This window comes from Hyphomicrobium sp. MC1 (genome assembly GCF_000253295.1).
Classification (GTDB): Bacteria; Pseudomonadota; Alphaproteobacteria; order Rhizobiales; family Hyphomicrobiaceae; genus Hyphomicrobium_B.
Map to the genome: position 1 here is coordinate 2,330,617 of NC_015717.1, position 17,132 is coordinate 2,347,748.

25 protein-coding genes and 1 tRNA gene are annotated in these 17,132 nt (G+C 58.3%); 11 read left to right on the forward strand and 15 right to left on the reverse strand.

The features are described from left to right. Positions 1–66: 66 nt before the first annotated feature. The 4 genes from HYPMC_RS11370 to HYPMC_RS11385 form a co-directional block, all read right to left on the reverse strand. Positions 67–438, reverse strand: coding sequence for a PRC-barrel domain-containing protein (locus HYPMC_RS11370; protein WP_024276032.1), 372 nt, complete (start codon positions 436–438; stop codon positions 67–69). 87 nt (positions 439–525) lie between these two features. Then, entirely contained in the window at positions 526–960 is a 435-nt protein-coding gene (locus tag HYPMC_RS11375; RefSeq protein WP_013948087.1) for a low affinity iron permease family protein, read from the reverse strand. A 106-nt stretch (positions 961–1,066) separates the two neighbouring features. Beyond that, the gene (locus HYPMC_RS11380; protein ID WP_013948088.1) at positions 1,067–1,309 is read right to left on the reverse strand and encodes a PsiF family protein; all 243 of its coding nucleotides are present in this window, start codon (positions 1,307–1,309) and stop codon (positions 1,067–1,069) included. A gap of 155 nt (positions 1,310–1,464) precedes the next feature. Next, positions 1,465–1,779, reverse strand: coding sequence for a hypothetical protein (locus HYPMC_RS11385; RefSeq protein WP_035575815.1), 315 nt, complete (start codon positions 1,777–1,779; stop codon positions 1,465–1,467). Between the two features lie 740 nt (positions 1,780–2,519). On the opposite strand from HYPMC_RS11385, the gene HYPMC_RS11395 reads away from it, so the two are divergent. Both HYPMC_RS11395 and HYPMC_RS11400 read left to right on the forward strand, forming a co-directional pair. Continuing rightward, positions 2,520–2,870 (forward strand): hypothetical protein, encoded by a 351-nt coding sequence (locus tag HYPMC_RS11395; protein WP_013948091.1) that lies wholly within the window; start codon positions 2,520–2,522, stop codon positions 2,868–2,870. Between the two features lie 88 nt (positions 2,871–2,958). Beyond that, positions 2,959–3,144, forward strand: a complete 186-nt coding sequence (locus tag HYPMC_RS11400; protein WP_013948092.1) for a hypothetical protein — start codon at positions 2,959–2,961, stop codon at positions 3,142–3,144. An 88-nt stretch (positions 3,145–3,232) separates the two neighbouring features. On the opposite strand, the gene HYPMC_RS11405 is transcribed toward HYPMC_RS11400, so the two are convergent. The 3 genes from HYPMC_RS11405 to HYPMC_RS11415 all read right to left on the reverse strand — a co-directional run bounded on the left by HYPMC_RS11405 (position 3,233) and on the right by HYPMC_RS11415 (position 5,864). Beyond that, positions 3,233–3,586, reverse strand: coding sequence for a hypothetical protein (locus HYPMC_RS11405; RefSeq protein WP_013948093.1), 354 nt, complete (start codon positions 3,584–3,586; stop codon positions 3,233–3,235). A gap of 245 nt (positions 3,587–3,831) precedes the next feature. Continuing rightward, complete coding sequence (locus HYPMC_RS11410) at positions 3,832–4,491, reverse strand: response regulator transcription factor (RefSeq protein WP_013948094.1); 660 nt, start codon at positions 4,489–4,491, stop codon at positions 3,832–3,834. Continuing rightward, complete coding sequence (locus HYPMC_RS11415; RefSeq protein WP_013948095.1) at positions 4,488–5,864, reverse strand: sensor histidine kinase; 1,377 nt, start codon at positions 5,862–5,864, stop codon at positions 4,488–4,490. Before HYPMC_RS11415 ends, HYPMC_RS11410 begins: the two co-directional genes overlap by 4 nt. Before the next feature lie 204 nt (positions 5,865–6,068). On the opposite strand from HYPMC_RS11415, the gene HYPMC_RS11420 reads away from it, so the two are divergent. Further along, positions 6,069–6,524, forward strand: a complete 456-nt coding sequence (locus HYPMC_RS11420; protein WP_013948096.1) for a hypothetical protein — start codon at positions 6,069–6,071, stop codon at positions 6,522–6,524. Between the two features lie 233 nt (positions 6,525–6,757). Continuing rightward, positions 6,758–7,627 (forward strand): glutathione-dependent disulfide-bond oxidoreductase, encoded by an 870-nt coding sequence (gene yghU / locus HYPMC_RS11425; protein ID WP_024276035.1) that lies wholly within the window; start codon positions 6,758–6,760, stop codon positions 7,625–7,627. 35 nt (positions 7,628–7,662) lie between these two features. Here the strand turns inward: yghU and HYPMC_RS11430 are convergent, their stop codons facing one another. Continuing rightward, positions 7,663–7,962 (reverse strand): hypothetical protein, encoded by a 300-nt coding sequence (locus tag HYPMC_RS11430; RefSeq protein ID WP_013948098.1) that lies wholly within the window; start codon positions 7,960–7,962, stop codon positions 7,663–7,665. Positions 7,963–8,274: 312 nt separating this feature from the next. Between HYPMC_RS11430 and HYPMC_RS11435 the strand changes: the two genes are divergently transcribed. The 4 genes from HYPMC_RS11435 to HYPMC_RS11450 all read left to right on the forward strand — a co-directional run bounded on the left by HYPMC_RS11435 (position 8,275) and on the right by HYPMC_RS11450 (position 9,732). Further along, on the forward strand, positions 8,275–8,511 hold the full coding sequence (locus HYPMC_RS11435; protein ID WP_210160624.1) for a hypothetical protein: 237 nt from the start codon (positions 8,275–8,277) through the stop codon (positions 8,509–8,511). A gap of 74 nt (positions 8,512–8,585) precedes the next feature. Beyond that, positions 8,586–8,876: a hypothetical protein gene (locus HYPMC_RS11440; RefSeq protein ID WP_013948100.1), complete on the forward strand. Its 291-nt coding sequence runs from the start codon at positions 8,586–8,588 to the stop codon at positions 8,874–8,876. A gap of 15 nt (positions 8,877–8,891) precedes the next feature. Next, positions 8,892–9,371, forward strand: a complete 480-nt coding sequence (locus tag HYPMC_RS11445; RefSeq protein WP_013948101.1) for a hypothetical protein — start codon at positions 8,892–8,894, stop codon at positions 9,369–9,371. A gap of 28 nt (positions 9,372–9,399) precedes the next feature. Next, on the forward strand, positions 9,400–9,732 hold the full coding sequence (locus HYPMC_RS11450; RefSeq protein WP_013948102.1) for a hypothetical protein: 333 nt from the start codon (positions 9,400–9,402) through the stop codon (positions 9,730–9,732). Positions 9,733–9,746: 14 nt separating this feature from the next. Here the strand turns inward: HYPMC_RS11450 and HYPMC_RS11455 are convergent, their stop codons facing one another. The 5 genes from HYPMC_RS11455 to HYPMC_RS11475 all read right to left on the reverse strand — a co-directional run bounded on the left by HYPMC_RS11455 (position 9,747) and on the right by HYPMC_RS11475 (position 13,721). Further along, positions 9,747–10,403 (reverse strand): alpha-ketoglutarate-dependent dioxygenase AlkB, encoded by a 657-nt coding sequence (locus tag HYPMC_RS11455; RefSeq protein ID WP_024276037.1) that lies wholly within the window; start codon positions 10,401–10,403, stop codon positions 9,747–9,749. 422 nt (positions 10,404–10,825) lie between these two features. Continuing rightward, a complete protein-coding gene (locus HYPMC_RS11460; protein WP_013948105.1) occupies positions 10,826–11,110 on the reverse strand; it encodes a hypothetical protein in 285 nt (94 codons plus the stop codon). 72 nt (positions 11,111–11,182) lie between these two features. Next, positions 11,183–11,401 carry a hypothetical protein gene (locus HYPMC_RS11465; RefSeq protein ID WP_013948106.1) on the reverse strand — a complete coding sequence of 73 codons (219 nt, stop codon included), beginning with the start codon at positions 11,399–11,401 and terminating at the stop codon, positions 11,183–11,185. Between the two features lie 153 nt (positions 11,402–11,554). Beyond that, entirely contained in the window at positions 11,555–12,799 is a 1,245-nt protein-coding gene (locus tag HYPMC_RS11470; protein WP_013948107.1) for a NupC/NupG family nucleoside CNT transporter, read from the reverse strand. A gap of 148 nt (positions 12,800–12,947) precedes the next feature. Then, complete coding sequence (locus HYPMC_RS11475) at positions 12,948–13,721, reverse strand: class I SAM-dependent methyltransferase (RefSeq protein ID WP_013948108.1); 774 nt, start codon at positions 13,719–13,721, stop codon at positions 12,948–12,950. Positions 13,722–13,807: 86 nt separating this feature from the next. Between HYPMC_RS11475 and HYPMC_RS11480 the strand changes: the two genes are divergently transcribed. The 3 genes from HYPMC_RS11480 (at position 13,808) to HYPMC_RS11490 (ending at position 15,446) form a co-directional block, all read left to right on the forward strand. Then, positions 13,808–14,617: a helix-turn-helix domain-containing protein gene (locus tag HYPMC_RS11480; protein WP_013948109.1), complete on the forward strand. Its 810-nt coding sequence runs from the start codon at positions 13,808–13,810 to the stop codon at positions 14,615–14,617. 228 nt (positions 14,618–14,845) lie between these two features. Next, positions 14,846–15,151, forward strand: a complete 306-nt coding sequence (locus HYPMC_RS11485; RefSeq protein ID WP_013948111.1) for a hypothetical protein — start codon at positions 14,846–14,848, stop codon at positions 15,149–15,151. A gap of 106 nt (positions 15,152–15,257) precedes the next feature. Next, entirely contained in the window at positions 15,258–15,446 is a 189-nt protein-coding gene (locus tag HYPMC_RS11490) for a hypothetical protein (protein WP_013948112.1), read from the forward strand. Positions 15,447–15,486: 40 nt separating this feature from the next. On the opposite strand, the gene HYPMC_RS11495 is transcribed toward HYPMC_RS11490, so the two are convergent. Together HYPMC_RS11495 and HYPMC_RS11500 are read right to left on the reverse strand one after the other, a co-directional pair. After that, positions 15,487–16,680: an MFS transporter gene (locus HYPMC_RS11495; RefSeq protein WP_244421021.1), complete on the reverse strand. Its 1,194-nt coding sequence runs from the start codon at positions 16,678–16,680 to the stop codon at positions 15,487–15,489. 332 nt (positions 16,681–17,012) lie between these two features. Further along, positions 17,013–17,087 (reverse strand) — tRNA-Glu (locus HYPMC_RS11500). Between the last annotated feature and the right edge of the window lie 45 nt (positions 17,088–17,132).

Below are 17,132 nucleotides of genomic sequence, written 5' to 3' on the forward strand. Positions count from 1 at the left end.
CGCTCTGCGACAGAGCGCCCGAACTCCCTTCACGGCTGCGCGATTAGACTTCCGTAGAGCGTGGTTTTATCCCCTCGGCTCCAGCTCCCAATAGCCAGGCGCACCATAGGCTTCATGCAGGCGCGTCTCCGCCTCGCGATTGCGCAGCGAAAGCGGATCGAGATTGGGCGAAGATTGAAGCTGCTCTTCGGTAATGCCCGTCACATAGCCATCGAGATCCGAATCCCATTTCAGCGCGGTCCACGGAATGACGTATTGGCTTTTTCCGAGCCCGAGAAATCCGCCGAAGCTCAATACGGCATAGCGTACCTTTCCCGTCATCGTGTCGACGATGAGATCATCGACAGCGCCGATCTCGGCATGACTGCCGTCGTAGACAGACGTGCCGGGCACCTCGGTGGTGTTAAGAAATCTGTTTTCGGCTTGCATGGTCGACATCCTTTCCGTTTCGACCCCGTACTGCCGTGGAACGCCACGTGCAGCCCACGGTTCCGCCGCCCGAGGATGTGCGCGATCTTGCGAAGCTTACGAATTTCTGCGCCGGGCAAATTCTTGCTGAAGATGCTCGATCTCTTCATCAGTGCAATGCTCAAGGTCGATCAGCCGATTGCGCGCCTTCTGCGTGCTACGAATGAGTTCGTCGAGCTTGAGTTGGATGGCCTTGCCGTCTCTGTTCTGGCTGTGTTGAATGAGAAAGACGGCCAGGAACGTCACCAACGTCGTTCCGGTATTTATGATGAGCTGCCAGGTATCGGAATAATGAAAAAGCGGGCCGGTGGCAGCCCAAACAATCACGGATAATGTCGCAACGACGAAGGCCGACGCCGATCCGATAAGAAGTGCCGACCAGCCGGCAAACTCCGTGAACCAGCAGAGCAGTTTTTTCTTCCACGACTGCTGCTGCTCGCATCCGCTGGACTTCGACATATCGCCGATGACTTGAGGGCTAACATCGCTCATTTTTGCGCAGACCACCGGAAAGCAGCGCGCCTCTTACTTGAGTCCAAAGCACGCCGCTGCTGTTCTTTGAAGCCGAGAACGCGCTACTTGCTTGTCCGGTTCCGTGTCACGCGCCTGTAGCGTCGCGTACGCATTTCTTGGTGAAGCTTGTCTCGGCTGCACCGTGAAGTTTCTTGCCTTTCGCGTCAGCGGTGCACTTCGTATTCGCGTCTTTCGTGCATTTCGTCATAAAACTTTTCAGCGCGGCACCGGCGAGCTTCTTTTCTTTCGCGGTTGCACTACATGTTGCATCGGCCATTGCCGCGCTGCAGAGGCCAAGGCTGATCAAAGCTGCAAGAACAATTTTCATCGCATCTACTCTCCATTTTTTCGACCTTCGCGAAGGGCGGTTACAGCCTTCGTTTGTAGACGAATGATATGCCAACATTCTCTTCGAAGATTGCCAATTCGCGATCGACGAGCTTACCGAAAAGTAAAGGGACGCGGCATGATCCGTGCGCGGCATTATTTGGGTTGGACGCTTTGATCGCCTCCCGGCTCGCCCGGCGGGATGATGACCGGCATTTTATCGCCGGTGCTCGCCGGGGGTGCCTGATGAATTTCAGGATCAATGCCGTGGGGCGGCTTGATTACGCCGTCATTCCTATCGAGCTTCTTACTCAGCGGGACATCGCCGGATTGCTTTGCCAGGCCCGGTTTTTGAGAGTCTGGTTTTTGAGACGGCGTGGGCTCCGTTGTTTGTGCCTCCGCAGCGGTCACAGCTGCTGCGAGACAGCAAATCGAAATGGCACCAAACAACCATCGCCCTGCCTGCACCATTGAGAAACTTTCCATATACCCACCTCTTCCTGAAGATGAGGCAACGGCCCGCGCTCGCTGGGAGTTCCCCGTTGTGTCCTCAAGACACCCGTCCAGAAGCGCTTGCTTTCACGCTGATGGAACCGAAACCACCGCAGTTGGTAAAGCCGGGGCTACGGCACGCACGATCCCTCAGTGCGACTGCCCCAAAAGGCCGTAGCGGAATGGAGCACCCCGATTGGCAGGGATCGGGGTGCGTCCAGACTTATGGGGAATTGCTCAAGCTGCGCTCGAACCCGAACTCGACGGACGGGCCGCGTTGCGCGACGCGTGGCCATTCGATTTTTTCATGAGAGTGTTCAGTTGGCTAAACAGAGACGGCCCTTCCACTTGGTCGTCCATATAACCTTCTTCACGCAACTTGCGCTTGATGTCCGCGACCGAGGCACAACGGCCCGAGCTTGCAAGCTCGAATGCGCGCTCCAATTGTGAAATGCGACTATCCACTGCGATGCTCCTTGGCTTGGGTATCCTACTTTCGTCAGACCTTCTTGTCGTTTTGAGCATGAGCCACAGCGTATGCAGGCCGCGCGACACCGTGGCGTCCCGCTGACAGCATTTTTTCACTCGCCTAATCACTGGCTTGGCCGCTATGTGCGTTCGCCGCACCTCGTGATCAGTACGCTCATGCCTGTCATAGGCCATGCGCAAAATGGTTCGAGGCGCGTTCGAGTTCCGACAACATCGCGGAATTGTTTAACATGAGCCGTCACAAGTCCCCCCCGAGCGCACTGCGCATCCTTGTTGCCTGTAGCCCGACCTATCGCAATCGGCGCGCCATTATGGAGGCACTCGGGTCGATCTTCATCGACACGATCGAGCAGCAGCGGGAGTATTATTATTACGCCTGTCCGGCGATCGCGGAGATCTTGGACGACGGTATGTTCAACCGCTCTGTCTTTCACGAATTGACGCCTGGCGCCGGCGCCGAAGCGGCAAAAGCCAAGGCGCTGAAATTCGCCTATATCGTTGTCGGCGGAGACGATGCGTTTGCCACTAAGATCGTTTCCGACATCGGAGGTCCTGACACGATGCTGGTGCGTCTGACGTAACTCAAAGGACGCGTATGCCGGCCCACTGGATCTAATCCCAGAACGCACAATATTTCAGGTAAGGCGTTTTCGAGAGCGAGGAGAGACAATGGACAAGCGGAAGCAGCAAGTCGTCGAGCCGGAAGAATTCGATCCGGACGAGCCCTCGCCGGTGCCCGTGCAGATGCCCGGCGAGCCTTTGGAAGCACCATCCTATCCGGGCGACGATGACGATTCTGACGATGAACGGGAAGACGAGAACGAGGCCGTCCCCGACGAGGACGCGGAAGACTAGTCAACCTTCGCGCGCCCACGTGTCGGTTTGTGCGATAGCTGAAAGACGACGCCGAGCGCACTCCGCGCTCGGCGTTTTTTTTGCGATGTCAATTGATGGAGTGGTAAGTCTGCAGACCACTCTCGTCGATCAGGCCTTTGACGGCGATGATCGCGCCTGACATCTGCTGACGCGTCGGATAGCGCGCAGGTGGCTCTGACGTAAAGACGGACGGAATATTGCGCACAGAGAGCATGCGGCAGAAGCCGATCGTCTGCGGATCCTGCGAATACGGCAGCACCACAGCGTCTATATTTTTTGCATCGAGAAGACGCTCTGCGAATGCAAGGCTCTCGACGACGTGTGCTTTCGCACCCGCAGCAATAAACGACTGCCGTAGTCCAAACGCTGCTTCGCCATTCGGGTCGACGATCAAAATAGAAAGGTCTTGAAGTGACGTCATAGTGGGTACCTTGCGGCGCGATACGGTCGCGCTTTCCGCGTGGAGCCAAGCCTTTACGGCCAAGCAGTCCCAGGATGACAGCAACGCAGCGGGGCAACGTAGCTGACAATATTTTGAATAAGCCCCGGTGCCGAGCATGTAGGCAGTTGCACAGAGTTCATGCAAGCGGAAGTTCGCTCGACACGCGAACATTCGTCATTGCATCGCACCACTCCGCAAAGTGAAAAAATTCCCGAAAATTGCGGCTAAATCGATGTCGAAGCCAACACCGATGCGATCAATCCGTGCTTCATGCAAAGGTAGACGAGCTCGATATCGGACTGTACGCCGAGCTTCGATTTGATCGTGTAGTGATGATTTGCAATCGTCTTCGGACTGAGATTGAAAGCGTTCGCGATCTCATCCGTCGCCTTGGCGTCGAGGATCATGCGGAGGATCTCGAACTCGCGGGGAGTCAAGGCATCGATCGGCGAGACGTCATCCATCACGCGGCTCTCGGCGATGATGCGATTGATCTCATCGCACAGCGCCGGCTTACCCGCGTAGACGCTGCGGATCGCATTGATCAGCACATCCGGCGCGCTGCTCTTGGTGATGTAGCCCCGCGCACCGGCCCGGAATGTCTGCTGCGCATAAGTTGCGTCGGCATGCATCGTGAACATCAAAACGCGGGCATGCGGATCGAGCTGACGGATCTGGCGTACGAGATCGATACCCCCACGACCCGGCATAGAGATATCGGCGATGACCACGTCCGGTTTCGCGGCCTTGAAGGCTGCATATCCGGACGAGGCATCGCCGGCCTCGGCGACAACTTCCATGCCGTCATGCTTTTCGATCAGACGCCGATAGCCTTCGCGGACCACGGCGTGGTCATCGACCAGCAGCACACGGATATTTCTCATGCGGCGCTCCCATGCGCGTGCGACGGGAACTGCACATGTAGCCCGAAGCCTCCCTGCTCAAGCGGCCCGGCATCCAACGATCCGCTCAACGCGAGCACGCGTTCGCGCATGCCGATCAATCCCGATCCGGCAAACGTTTTCTGTTTGACGTCGGGCGTCGACCCGATGCCGTCGTCTGTCACCGCCAGTTCGATTTTCTCGCCAGCCGCATTGCGAAACTGGTTGAGCGTTACCTTGACGTTTTGCGCATTGGCGTGTTTGGCAGCGTTGTTCAAGGCTTCTTGGATGATCCGATATACGTGTGCTCTGGTCTCGGAATTGAGGTCTTCAACGTCGCCACTCGTCTCAATGGTATAGCGCGTCCGGCCTTTTGCCTCCGTGTTATAAGCGGCCACAAGGCCTTCCAGGCTCGGAAGCAATCCGAGATCGTCGATTTCCTGCGGACGAAGATACGTCAAGGTTTTGCGCAGAGAGATCATCAGGCTCGAAGCCATGTCTTCCAACGCCCTCGCCTCGCCTTCGAGCTTCGTCGCGTCGTGTTGCACCGCTATTCTGAGACAGGCGGCAAGGGCATTTAGCGCGCTGAGCTTCTGCGCGATTTCGTCATGAAGCTCGCGCGCTATGTGGCGACGCTGCTGTTCCTGAGCGTCGACCAGACGGCGCGCAAGCTCGGCACGCTCCGACGACGCGCGCTTGAGGTCGGCGACGAGCGCATTGAAGACTTCGCTGATGCGATTGATTTCGACGACACGGAAGGACGGCAACTGGCTGGAAAGATCGCCCTTCGCCAGGCGATTGATGCGGTCTAGAATTACCGTCGTGGGGCGCAGTGCGCGCTCGATCACGTAGTACGTGACGAAGCAAAGCAGGGCGACGAGTAGAGCCGAGAAGCTGAATACCGGCGCAATGGTATGCCATGTCTCGCCGGCAATCGCGGCAGGATTGAAGGTTGCGACCACGCTGCCCGCAACTTTGTTGCGATATGAAACCGGACGAGATACCCGCGTCTCACCACCGACGAGAGATCTGTACGCATCGATGAACCATTGCGGCGACGGGTTCGAAACCGTGTCAACGCCGGAACAGCTCGTTCTCCATTCCGACCCGTCCTGCTTCAACAGCTGCACACACTGTCCCGGCTGAAGAGCGTAGCTGGTGACCAAGTCCCAATCGGGAAATCTCTTCGGAATGTCGAGCATCGTGTCGATCCGAAGGAGTTGCAGATTGAGTTGCCGGCTGACGGATTGCGCCAGCTCTTCATTCTGGTGCTTTGCGATGCTCGCCACGCGATAGATGGCGATGAGCGATCCGGCGAAAAGACAGGCTATCGCGACCAGCGTGATCCGGCGAACGAGCAGCCACTTCAGCGTCATTGCAAACTCCGGCGATAGCGGTCTCAAGCTGCGCACAATCTATCGGGACGCCGACAGCGCGTGAAGCGCCGGCTTGCTTCGTCGGGAAATTTGCCCGGCGGCCGCTGGGCTTTTCGCCGTAGTCGGCGCTGGCTTGCTAGCCGATGTTCCGTTCAGGACGCTGTATTGCGCCCAGACATCATCCTGAAACAACGGAGGAACGTCGTGTCCGGCAACACATTCGATGACAGCAATATTGCTTGGCGGCAACTTGAGGGTTTCGATGACCTCTGGTTCTACGTCTACAATGTCGACCGCAAAAACGGCATCGTCGACGCCATTTTCAAGTTCGGTGCGCAGTCGAGAATAATGCTTCACCAGCACAAGGTGCCCTACATCACGCTGGTGCTGCAGGGAGAGCTGAGGTTCTACAAACCGAACGGCGACATGAAAGAAATCCGCCCCGTCGGCAGTTATGTCGTCGGCGTCGCCAATGGCGATCCGCATCTCGAAGGCGGCGGCGAGGACGACGTGATCGTGTTTTTCAGCTTCCGAAACGCCGAGGACGTTCTGTTCGTCTTTCTCGACGACCAACTGCAGCCGGTTCTGCCATTCGGCGTGGGCGATTTCGAAGAACAGCTCAAGGCCCAGGGACCCGCGAAATGGCAGAAAGCAGCATAACGCTGCTGGTGTCCGCTTAAGCGGACAAATGCGTACCCGCTCCGGATGTCCGGCCTACATGCCGGCGCCGGGGCGGGCGGCGTTGCAAAACGACGCGCTTGTCGTCTCGGCGTGCGGCTGGTGCCAATGGATGATAAGGGTCATGTTGGGTGCGCTCCGGCGCATGAAGCGGCTTCCAGTCCACTTGTTACGACCGAAGCGGCGCCATGTCCTTCAATCCAAGAATCCCAGCCATGACAAACTCATCCGATTATACCCCGCCGAAAATCTGGACTTGGGAAGCACCAAGCGGTGGGCAATTCGCCAACATCAATCGTCCGATCGCCGGAGCGACGCACGACAAGGAGCTTCCGATCGGACGGCATCCGCTGCAGCTTTATTCGCTCGCGACGCCGAATGGCCAGAAGGTCACGATCATGCTCGAAGAGCTGCTTGCGCTCGGCCATAAAGGCGCTGAGTACGATGCTTGGCTGATCCGCATCGACAAGGGCGATCAGTTCGGCAGCGGCTTCGTCGAGGTCAATCCGAACTCGAAAATTCCAGCTCTCATGGATCGCAGTGGGCCTAAGCCGCGACGTGTCTTCGAGTCGGGCGCCATTCTTCTTTATCTTGCGGAAAAATTCGGCGCGCTGCTGCCTCCCGATCCAGATGCGCGCACAGAAGCGCTGAACTGGCTGTTCTGGCAGATGGGTAGCGCACCCTATCTCGGCGGCGGCCTCGGTCACTTCTACAGCTATGCGCCGATCAAGATCGAATATGCGATCAATCGTTTCGCGATGGAGACCAAGCGACAGCTCGACGTCCTGGAGCGCCATCTCGCGGCACATGCCTTCATGGCAGGGCACGACTACTCGATTGCAGATATCGCGATCTGGCCATGGTACGGCAATCTTGTCCGCGGTGATCTCTATGGTGTGGCCGAGTTCCTGCAGGTTCAGGACTACACCAACGTCAACCGCTGGGCGAATACCATCGCGGAACGTCCTGCCGTCAAACGCGGACGCATGGTCAATCGCATTTCCGGGCCGCTCAATCAGCAATTGCGCGAGCGCCACGACGCCAGCGATTTCGAGACGAAAACGCAAGATAAAGTGGTGGCGTAAACGGACGTGCTGCGCGCCCGGAAGGGTTTACAGCATCAGCAGCCGCGGCTTGCCATGCACTGGCCATAGCCCGGCTCGCTCACGCCAAACTGATCGAAGCAGCTGTGACGGACGTCGCGACAGTGGATCTCATAGTCGCTGCGCGGCGGAATGCCGGAATTGTTGCCATTGTTGATCGCCGACCAGGGCACATCGACAAAGACGCCAGAGTTTTGGCTCCAGGGGTTCTGCCCGCCGCCACCCGGGCCGCCAGGGCGACGACCATCCATCTCGCCGGCCGCTGCCGCTCCGGCAAACATCGTGCAGGCAACCGCTACGGTCACGAGCCATTTCATGGCAATCTCCGCCTTTCCGCATTCATCGCCGCGAATGTGCCTGACGAAGCTTGCCGGAGGGTGTCTTGGCGCGGCTATTTCGTGGGGCGGTTACCGGCCTGCGAAGGTGCGCTTCAGAAAGAGACAGCCTGGCCGGGAGGTCGAAAGGCGCGCCGTATCAGAACTACGCAGCTTCGGTTACGAGAATTTATAAGATCGGAATGTTCGTTTCCGGCCATTGACTTATCGCAGCGTGGCGGACGCCGCCGGTGCCGTCCGGGAACCTCCGTCCGTAGACGGCATTACCCGTCAATGAGCGATAAAAATTCGAGTTTGCGTAGGTCCCTCGACCCGTTGCCGCACAGTTCTGCGGAGCCGGCGCATTGGGTCGAAATTTTCGCCGAACGGGCGGCCGAAGATCTCAAACGCATCTTGCAGGACGACATGGATTGGACGACCTCCATTCCGATCCTCGAGCGATTGAACCGCCTTTATGAGATCGAGGAAGCGCGCCGCCGTCACGACGATCCCCACGATGATCGGCATGCGCCCTATCGCCTAGCGTCCTGAAGGTATTGCCCCGGAACAAACGATCGCCGGGAGGCGTTGGCGTTCCAAATCGTTTTGGTTTCGGGAGGAACGGCATGGCCAGTTCAGAGACTTCGGAAAACGTAAGATCAGCTTCCCACGATTTAACCGATAAAGCGGTGGACGCCGGTATGCGCGCCATGGATTCGCTCGAACGGACCGCGGCCAATCTACAGGATACGGGCGAACGGCTCGCGTCGAAGGGCGTCGAGCTTGGCGATGGTATGCAGAAAGTCGCGAAAAATTTTTCGAACGCAGTCGATAAATCCGTCGCGGAGCAACCATTGACGACGCTCGGCATGGCTGTCGCCGCAGGTTTCATTCTTGGCGCCATTTGGAAAGCCTAAGCTCGGAGCGCGTCTATGTTTGCAAGCCTGTTCGAGAGAGCTGAGGCCAGCGTTGACAATGCGATTGCCGATCTTGGCAATCGGATTTTGATTACCATTCCGTTCATCGTCGCGCTTGGCTTTGGCGCGGCGAGCTTGTCGATCTACGTCAACCGGACGTACGGCGCGGAGATTGGCAATCTCATCGTTGCCGCAGCTTTCGTTGTTCTCGGCGGCATCATTGCGATTGTCGTCAAACTCCGCAGCTCGTCGCCGCTTATGGACGAGGAGCCGGAGGCGGCAGCAAGCGAAGAACCGGTCGACGCCACCAAATCGTTTTTCGATAACGAACAGCTGATGGGCATTGTCTCTACGGCCGCACCTATCCTGCTGCCCGCGTTGCTCAGGACCGCAACAAAGAATTGGCCGCTGGTTCTGGCGGTCGCCGCTGGACTTTATGTTTTCAGCTTTTCCGACGGCGGTGACCGATCTCAGCAGCAGCCGCAATCCTCGTGATCTTTTAACCAGAGAGAGTGATTTCAAGATGACGTATGCACACGATACGCCGGATGAAAATGCAAACGACGAAACTGCAAACACGGAAGACGGCGGTCTGAACAAACCGGCTGTTGCGCTTATCGCGGCCGGCGCGATCGGCTTCGCTGTCGGCGCAGTAATCTGGCAATACCGGCGCACGCATCCCCAGAAGTTTGCGTCTTTCGATCGGGCCGTGGATATGGCTCGCTCGGGCGCTGTCGATACCGTCCAGAAATTACGCGCTCGTCTGCGTGAGGAAGGCTATTCGCCGGCGCAGATCGAGGGGCGCGCGAAGAGATATATTTCGGATCTCATCGATGCCGCGCAGCGGCGCTTCTAAACAATCATAAGGAGTTACTCAGGCCGGGAGCTTTTTGCCCGGCCTTTTTCCGATAGCGTCCGAAAGGTAATCGACCATCGCGCCTCAGGCAGCGCGTCGATGCTGTGCTCCCACTCGTACCGTGCTTCGCCGGACAGCAGATAGATCGAACGAGGCGCGAGCGGTACGGTATTTCGCCGAAAGCCTTTTTCGAGCCGCTGCCGAAAACGCATCGGCGCAGGCGATCCAAGCGAAATCCCGATGACCTCCTCGAAGACCGGGCGATCGCGGTGCCAACCGATCTCCGCGCCGGCGTCGTAACGGATCAGAAGCGCCTGTTCCAGACGGCTGGCGGCCAGCCCGGCGAACTGCGCGGCGCGTTCGCGTACCGGCGTGAGAAATTCTGGCAGTGGCCGCGTGGGGCCGAACCTGCCCGTTTCAAAATCGTAGCTCCAGCCGAAGGTCGCCGTGAGGCGCTTGCCGGTCCACTGCTGAAAGCGAAATGGCGCGAGGTCCTCGGCATCGATGTGGCGAATGAGATTGCTCTCTTCTTCCTCGGACAGAAAGTCGTCGCGATAGCGAAGTCCCGGCAAGGTGTGCGGGCCAAACAAATCAGGCTGAGAAATGCAATCGGAAGGCATGATGGGCAAATTGGGTGCTCGCGCGTAGAGATGCAATGCACCGCTGCTCATCCCGCTCGTTTGGGAGAAAATCGCGCCAGACGTAGAGAGGGAACACCCCGGCGCGGGGGAAGCCGGGGTGTTCGGGTCGGCCACGATTTGGGGGACGGCGCGGGGGAACGCCAACCGTGGCATGAGCAACGACGCTCTCAGGGCTCCCGGGTTCCGAGAGCCAAGCAAATTTTTTGGACTATTTCCCGGTGGTGACGCGCCAGCGGAGCGCGGCAATTCCAAAAAGGACACCCCGGACGAGCGAGGGCTGCTGCCGGGGTGTAGATCTCACCAAAATTTGCCAATGATGGGAGACGGTACGGAACGTCCGCTTGTGAGCGATTCGAGGCAAGCCGGAGGCGGAATTTATCAACAGCATACAGAATGTGCGCATCAAGACGATGGCTGGAAAACATCGTCCCCAGCTCCGACTTTGCTTGGCGTCAGGGGCGCCAACTCAGCTGCCGCTTCGATTCGATGATGTCCGTCAGCCGATCAACGACGTCCCGATGATAACTGGCGCAGGCGGTAATGTCGTCGATCGCCGCCTTTTTCGCGGTCTCGTTCTGGTCGCTCATTCTGACGATCATCGCCTCGATCGCGAGAAGATCGACGAGTTCGCTGTGATAACGAACCGCGCTTTCAACAGTGTATGCATCAATCGCACGCTGATAGGTTATGCGAATGGCCCGCTGCGTCAGCTCGTACCCCATTGGATGTAATGCCATGAATGACCCCCATCATCGAAACAGATACGCGCGAGCGGCGAATTTGTTTCGCAACGCGGAACAATTTTTTGATTATGCAGCGGACGCACAACTAACCGTTACCGCATCCCCAAATATGGCTGCAATGAGCCTATCGGCTTCGCGTTCGCCGTGGTCTGCGGCAAAGAACAGGCGCTGCACCATGGTGGGAATGGAGAGTTCGATTTCGCGCTCTGCGGCTTCGCGCACGGCGCGATCCAAGACGGCATAAAAACGCGACAACTCTTCGGCCGAATATCCGTGTGTCCTCATCGGGAACATCCCTCGAAGCAGGCAGCCCCCTGCCCACGCCGACAGAGAACGTAGTGACCGAAACGGCGGTTCCCAGTACCCGTGCTGCTATATTTTTCGAATACGCCGCATGAAATGCATGTTTTCTTAAGAAAATACGAGGCCAGCGGCGCGTCAGTTGATCATTCCGACGACGGCTGCGCTCATCATGGTCGCGAGCGTGCCGGAAAGGATGGAGCGCGCACCGAGCGAAATGATGTCGTTTTTCCGCTCGGGCGCCATCGTCGTCATGCCGCCAACAAGAATTCCAAGACTGCCAAAATTGGCGAAGCCGCAAAGCGCATAGGTCATCATCAGGCGCGTGCGCGGGCTCAGAGCGTCTGGCGGCAACTTCGAGAGGTTGAGATAGGCGACGAATTCGTTCAGCACGGTCTTCGTGCCCATCAGTAGAGATGCCGTCGAAAGGTCCGCGACGGGGATGCCGATCAGCCAGAGCAGCGGCCAGAACGCATAGGCAAACAACTGCTGCAACGTAAGTGGCGTGCCGGAATACGGCAGTAGGCCAAGCGCAAGGTTCACAAGGCTGACGAGAGCGACGAGCACGATCAGCATGGCGATGATCGTCGCGACGATGCCGATACCGTCGATCGTTCCGCGGACGATCGCTTCCATCGTGCTGTGCGGCGGATCCGACAGCGAAAGCTCGCTCGCTTCCTTTGGATCCGGAACGAAGGGAACCATCAATGCCGCGATGGCGAGAGCAGCCGGCGTGCTGATAATCGAGGCAATCAGAATCTGACCGAGCGAGTCCGGGATGACGGAGCCCAGCAACGCCGCGTAGATGACCATCATGGTCCCGGCAATGCCAGCCATGCCGCAACTCATCAGCGCGAAAAGCTCACCGCGCGACATCGTCTTGAGGTAGGGCCGCACGAGCAGCGGGGCTTCCACCATTCCGACGAAAATATGCACCGCGCCGCCAAGCGCGAGTGCGCCACCGATCCCAAGGGTTCGGCGCAACGCGAATGCGAGCGCGCCGACGATACGCTGCAGAATGCCCCAATACAGCAGCACCGAAGCGATGGCGCTGATCACCAGAACAAGCGGAAAGGCGCGAAACGCCAGTACAAAGCTCGCTTCCGGATGCGTTTCAACGAAAGGCGTGGCGCCGCCGCCGAGATAGCCGAAAACCAATGCCGTTCCCGTGTCGGTCGCTTGCTGAAGCGCCGTGACGCCGTCATTCAGCAGCAGGAATGCTTTCGTTGCCGGCGGGAATTTGGTGAAAAGAAACGCCAAAGCGATCTGCAAGGCGACCCCGGCGATGACGACACGCAGCGGCACCCGCCAACGGTTCTCGCTGAAAATCCATGCGATCAGCAACAGGCCCGCAAGCCCGCAAACGCCGTGCAGCACGTTCATTTCGGCACTTCCCCCTCATGCCCATCCTGCCAAGCAATTTAGCGGGGCGCGGGAGCGGCGTCCCGCGTTGCTTTGGCGCTGCGATGGTGCGGACTACGGAGGATGCCTTAGATCGAGCGGACGACGCGCCGACGGAACTGCCTACGGCTCATCCGCCCACGCTCCGCGGCTCCCATGCAATGATCGAGATGGGGAAGTGGAACCGGATGCCGGTCGGGCTGTGCCAGGCTGCAACGCCAATACGATCCTCGCCGGACGCGATGTCTGCATCGAATATCGTGGTAAGTGCAGGCATATCGGATGCTTCAGCCAATGTTTCAAGCTGGGCTTCGAGACGGTAAGCATCAATGATGACTTCGCCGAGCCCAGCTTCTCTGCCGATTTCACGGAGTTGATCCAAGGTCAATGCACTTGCGTGAGAGGGATCACGCAGCCGCTCCATTTCGTCGTAGGCAAACTGCGTTTCTGGTGAAGGTGTCGCGTCGATGACAATGATGCGTCCGTTGGGACGGCATACGCGCTTCATTTCCGCGAGCGCGGCAGCAGGTTCGGGCATGTGATGAAAGCTGTAACGCGTCGTCACTCGATCAAAGCTGCCTGTCTCGAAGGGCAGTGCAACCGCATCACCGATATGCCATTCCAGATTTTGCAGCCCGGCCTTCCCCTGCCGCGCCCGCGCCTGCTCGATCATGGCGGCCGTTATGTCGATGCCGGTCACGGTGCGCACATGGGGTGCCAAGGCGCAGGCAAGAATGCCCGGGCCGCAAGCGACGTCGAGAACGTCCAATTCCGACTTCAAGGCACAAGCCTCAAGCGTACGCGTCATCGCTCCGCTCTCGGCGTGAATGGGAAGTTCAGAAAACGGCTTCGCCCAGCGGGTGAACTGGTCGACGATACGTTGGTTATGGCTGGCGATGCTCATATCATCCTCTCTGTTCGAACAGGATGATAGCCAGAAGCGATCTGACCGGCTAACGATCACCGGCCAGATAAGAGCGAAAATCGGCCATGCAGACTCTCAATGCCCTTGAAACCCGAAACGCCCTTCACGCTTACGGTCTCGACAGTCCGTCCGGCGTCGGCTTTGCTTTCGTCGATGCGGCGCGCGACGTTCTCTACGATTGGCACGCACACGACTATCATCAATTAATCTACGCGACGGGCGGTCCTGCGCAGATTGAGACGGGGCGCGGGCGTCATATCCTTCCGCAAGGCCGCGCGGCATGGATTCCCGCAGAAACCCTGCATCGCTCCATGGTTACGGGTGGCGTTGCCTCCCTGTATTTTTCGCCGGATGCCATCGAAGACGAGACGCGGCATGTGCGAATTTTGATCGGGAGCCGCTTGATGCAGGGAATGATCTTGCATGCGGTTCGTTGGCCGCTCGGCGCCAGCGAGAGCGATCCGCTGGCTGACAGCTTCTTACGCACATTAGCGCTGCTGTGCGGTGAATGGCTGGAAAGCGAACTTCCGTTGTTCTTGCCCAGCGCTCAACATCCATCTATCCGCCGCGCTATGGACTATGCCTTGGCTGATCTCAGCACTGTTTCGCTATCGAAGGCCGTAGCAATCGCCGCGCAGTCGGAACGCACTTTTCGTCGATCGTTCGCGCGAGAAACCGGCATGACTTGGCAAGCTTGGCTTGCGCAGGCGCGAATTCAGATGGCCATGGGGCTTTTGATTCGCGGACGACGGGTGAGCGATGTCGCGATCGAAGTCGGTTATTCGTCGCTGAGCGCATTTGCAAAGGCGTTTGGGCAAATTGCTGGCGAAGGGCCTGCTCAGTTTCGCCAACGTTACCTTGAGAAGGCCCATTAAGTTCCCGGATGCAGAAGAAGGAACCCCTGCAACGGCTCATATGAGACTTTATTCCGGATGATTACGGATTGTTCGCGCTGAGCACTCCAAGCCGCAGGATGGGTGGCAAATGCGGCACGCTTTCCAATTTTCTTTCCGTATAACCCGGCATGCGTCAGCCCGGTTCTGTCGCCGAGAGCAAAGCTCATCTAGTTTCGTGAACGGGATAAACTAATTTTGGAGGGGCAAATGCGTTCTTTGAAACTCGGCTTGGCCGCCGCGGTGGCCTTCAGCGCACTTTCGGCAACAGCCCAGGCTGGTAATTGCGTCAAGGTCGGAGCGGTCGGCGAAGCTATGACTCACGATATCGCCTACCTCTTCTCGACGCACGGGCTTGCAAATGTCATCTATGGGCAAGGCCGCGTGGGCAAGGGCCCGGTCCACACGAAATGCGATGATGGCTCTGGCATGACGACATGTCATTCCTCGCAGATCGCATGCAAAGTGACGACGCCCAAAGCCTGCTTAGGCGCTTGGCTGTGCTCACCGCTGTGACGCCGCTGCTCAGCGCAAACGAAGAATAGCGTGGCATTGGAAGACGGAGTCGATCCGTTTTAGGGATGCTTCGTCGACTGGGTCGAAAGATGGTTGCAGGCCAGCGATGACGTTCATCGCGTTGGGCCTCACTGTTTTCGACCCAGAGCGACGCTTGGTTATTTCGCCGGGCGGGATTGCTCATTCGTTATCGGACGTGCTGCTGGGCGATTTCGAGGAATTGACGATCAGCGAGATAGCCGGACAGCTGAGCGAGCCACCGGCAATCACCAAAAAGCTGACTGTAACCGGTTGAATTGCTGTTTGGCAGGAGCTGAGACGCGGACGATGTGCGTTTAGCTTTTTGTCGCCCGAGCCGCAACCAAAAGCCCTGCGAGCGCCACGATCGCAAAGAATGCTCCCGCCAGGAACGTCGCTTGTGGCCCAACGCCCTCCCATAGCCCTCCGGCAAGCACGCTGGCAGCGAGAAGGGCGATGCCGGTCGTGAGGTTGAACATCCCGTAAGCCGTACCACGCAGTTCTGGTGGCGCGGTGTCGGCGACCAACGTCGCCAGCAATCCCTGAGTCACACCCATATGCAGGCCCCACAGTGCAATCCCAAGCGCTGCCGTAGCGATCGTAGAGGAAAACGCCAGCACTCCATCGGCCAGAATGAGCAGACCCAGCCCCGCGATGAGGATGGTCTCGCGATCAAACCGGTCTGACAGCACGCCAGCCGGATAGGCGGCAAGCGCGTAGACGACATTCATCAGCACAAGCACACCAGGAACCAGCGCAATGGGCAGCCCCACGGCCTGGGCTTTGAGAATGAGAAACGCCTCGCTGAATCGTGCGAGAGTGAACGCCGTCGCAATCGCTACAACTCGCCAAAAAGCAGGTCCGAGGCGTGCGATTTCCGCACGGCTTAAAGGGGATTTGACGACACGCACATCGGCCGGGCGCTTAGGCTCATGTACGGCGAAGAGAATGAGTCCCAGAGCGAGAAATGCCGGAAGGACAGCCACCCAGAACACGGTCGTGAATCTGTCGGCGGTGAGCCACATAAAGGCAATAGCAATAGCCGGACCGATAAATGCCCCGACCGTATCGAGGGATTGGCGCAAACCGAAGCTCGCGCCACGCAACTCCGGCGGTGCAAGATCGGCGACGAGCGCATCACGCGGCGCACCCCGGATGCCTTTGCCGACGCGGTCGATGAAGCGCGCGACAACGAGCCATCCGACGTCTGGCGCCAGAGGAAAGATCGGCTTGGTCAAGGCGGCCAGGCCGTAACCCAGTGCGGCCAATTCCTTGCGTCGGCCGAGCCAGTCGGACAGAGCGCCCGAGAAGATCTTGGTGATCGCAGCTGTCGCTTCAGCGATACCCTCGATTACGCCGACCGTCAGCGTGGAAGCGCCGAGCACGGTAACCAGATAGATCGGCAGCAATGCGTGGATCATCTCCGACGAGATGTCCATCAGCATGGAGACAAAGCCTAGAGCCCAAATGCTGGCTGGAATCTCTTTGAGGCGCGAGGCTATGGCTGCCATTTCAGATGTGTCGGCTTTCATTGTGCGCGAAGTCGCGCTGGCAATTTACCCTGAGGGTTGGCTACGAAACGAGCGCTGCATTCTCGAAGCTGTTCCATCGGCTCTAAGGCTTGTCGCCCCGCCGCTATCGCGCAATGCGGCGTAAGACCGACAGCTAAAGCTAAATGGGTGCAACGGCGGTATGAGGTCCGCAACTGTACGAAAGCGGTCGTCGGCGCGGGCTGAAATGCATCCGCTTCGTCGGATAAAGAAGGTTGAATGACATTCCCGCTTTTCTCGGCGGGACAAAAGCCGAATAAAATTCAGTGAATTCAATGCGCTTTTTTCCGCACTGGCGCTCCCTACGGGAGTCGAACCCGTCTTTTCAGATTGAAAATCTGACGTCCTAACCGATAGACGAAGGGAGCGTCCGTCGGCAACAAGGGGCACCGTATAAGCGGCTTTGGGCGCCT

What these genes read in the sequence shown, in the direction of transcription:
- HYPMC_RS11410 (WP_013948094.1), bottom strand. Translation starts at nt 4,491, where the DNA reads ATGAGAAATATCCGTGTGCTGCTGGTCGATGACCACGCCGTGGTCCGC.
- HYPMC_RS11470 (WP_013948107.1), bottom strand. Translation starts at nt 12,799, where the DNA reads ATGAACGTGCTGCACGGCGTTTGCGGGCTTGCGGGCCTGTTGCTGATC.
- HYPMC_RS11495 (WP_244421021.1), bottom strand. Translation starts at nt 16,680, where the DNA reads ATGGCAGCCATAGCCTCGCGCCTCAAAGAGATTCCAGCCAGCATTTGG.
- HYPMC_RS11480 (WP_013948109.1), top strand. Translation starts at nt 13,808, where the DNA reads ATGCAGACTCTCAATGCCCTTGAAACCCGAAACGCCCTTCACGCTTAC.
- HYPMC_RS11485 (WP_013948111.1), top strand. Translation starts at nt 14,846, where the DNA reads ATGCGTTCTTTGAAACTCGGCTTGGCCGCCGCGGTGGCCTTCAGCGCA.
- HYPMC_RS11450 (WP_013948102.1), top strand. Translation starts at nt 9,400, where the DNA reads ATGACGTATGCACACGATACGCCGGATGAAAATGCAAACGACGAAACT.
- HYPMC_RS11375 (WP_013948087.1), bottom strand. Translation starts at nt 960, where the DNA reads ATGAGCGATGTTAGCCCTCAAGTCATCGGCGATATGTCGAAGTCCAGC.
- HYPMC_RS11490 (WP_013948112.1), top strand. Translation starts at nt 15,258, where the DNA reads ATGACGTTCATCGCGTTGGGCCTCACTGTTTTCGACCCAGAGCGACGC.
- HYPMC_RS11380 (WP_013948088.1), bottom strand. Translation starts at nt 1,309, where the DNA reads ATGAAAATTGTTCTTGCAGCTTTGATCAGCCTTGGCCTCTGCAGCGCG.
- HYPMC_RS11455 (WP_024276037.1), bottom strand. Translation starts at nt 10,403, where the DNA reads ATGAGCAGCGGTGCATTGCATCTCTACGCGCGAGCACCCAATTTGCCC.
- yghU (WP_024276035.1), top strand. Translation starts at nt 6,758, where the DNA reads ATGACAAACTCATCCGATTATACCCCGCCGAAAATCTGGACTTGGGAA.
- HYPMC_RS11465 (WP_013948106.1), bottom strand. Translation starts at nt 11,401, where the DNA reads ATGAGGACACACGGATATTCGGCCGAAGAGTTGTCGCGTTTTTATGCC.
- HYPMC_RS11430 (WP_013948098.1), bottom strand. Translation starts at nt 7,962, where the DNA reads ATGAAATGGCTCGTGACCGTAGCGGTTGCCTGCACGATGTTTGCCGGA.
- HYPMC_RS11440 (WP_013948100.1), top strand. Translation starts at nt 8,586, where the DNA reads ATGGCCAGTTCAGAGACTTCGGAAAACGTAAGATCAGCTTCCCACGAT.
- HYPMC_RS11415 (WP_013948095.1), bottom strand. Translation starts at nt 5,864, where the DNA reads ATGACGCTGAAGTGGCTGCTCGTTCGCCGGATCACGCTGGTCGCGATA.
- HYPMC_RS11475 (WP_013948108.1), bottom strand. Translation starts at nt 13,721, where the DNA reads ATGAGCATCGCCAGCCATAACCAACGTATCGTCGACCAGTTCACCCGC.
- HYPMC_RS11400 (WP_013948092.1), top strand. Translation starts at nt 2,959, where the DNA reads ATGGACAAGCGGAAGCAGCAAGTCGTCGAGCCGGAAGAATTCGATCCG.
- HYPMC_RS11445 (WP_013948101.1), top strand. Translation starts at nt 8,892, where the DNA reads ATGTTTGCAAGCCTGTTCGAGAGAGCTGAGGCCAGCGTTGACAATGCG.
- HYPMC_RS11395 (WP_013948091.1), top strand. Translation starts at nt 2,520, where the DNA reads ATGAGCCGTCACAAGTCCCCCCCGAGCGCACTGCGCATCCTTGTTGCC.
- HYPMC_RS11405 (WP_013948093.1), bottom strand. Translation starts at nt 3,586, where the DNA reads ATGACGTCACTTCAAGACCTTTCTATTTTGATCGTCGACCCGAATGGC.
- HYPMC_RS11460 (WP_013948105.1), bottom strand. Translation starts at nt 11,110, where the DNA reads ATGGCATTACATCCAATGGGGTACGAGCTGACGCAGCGGGCCATTCGC.
- HYPMC_RS11385 (WP_035575815.1), bottom strand. Translation starts at nt 1,779, where the DNA reads ATGGTGCAGGCAGGGCGATGGTTGTTTGGTGCCATTTCGATTTGCTGT.
- HYPMC_RS11370 (WP_024276032.1), bottom strand. Translation starts at nt 438, where the DNA reads ATGTCGACCATGCAAGCCGAAAACAGATTTCTTAACACCACCGAGGTG.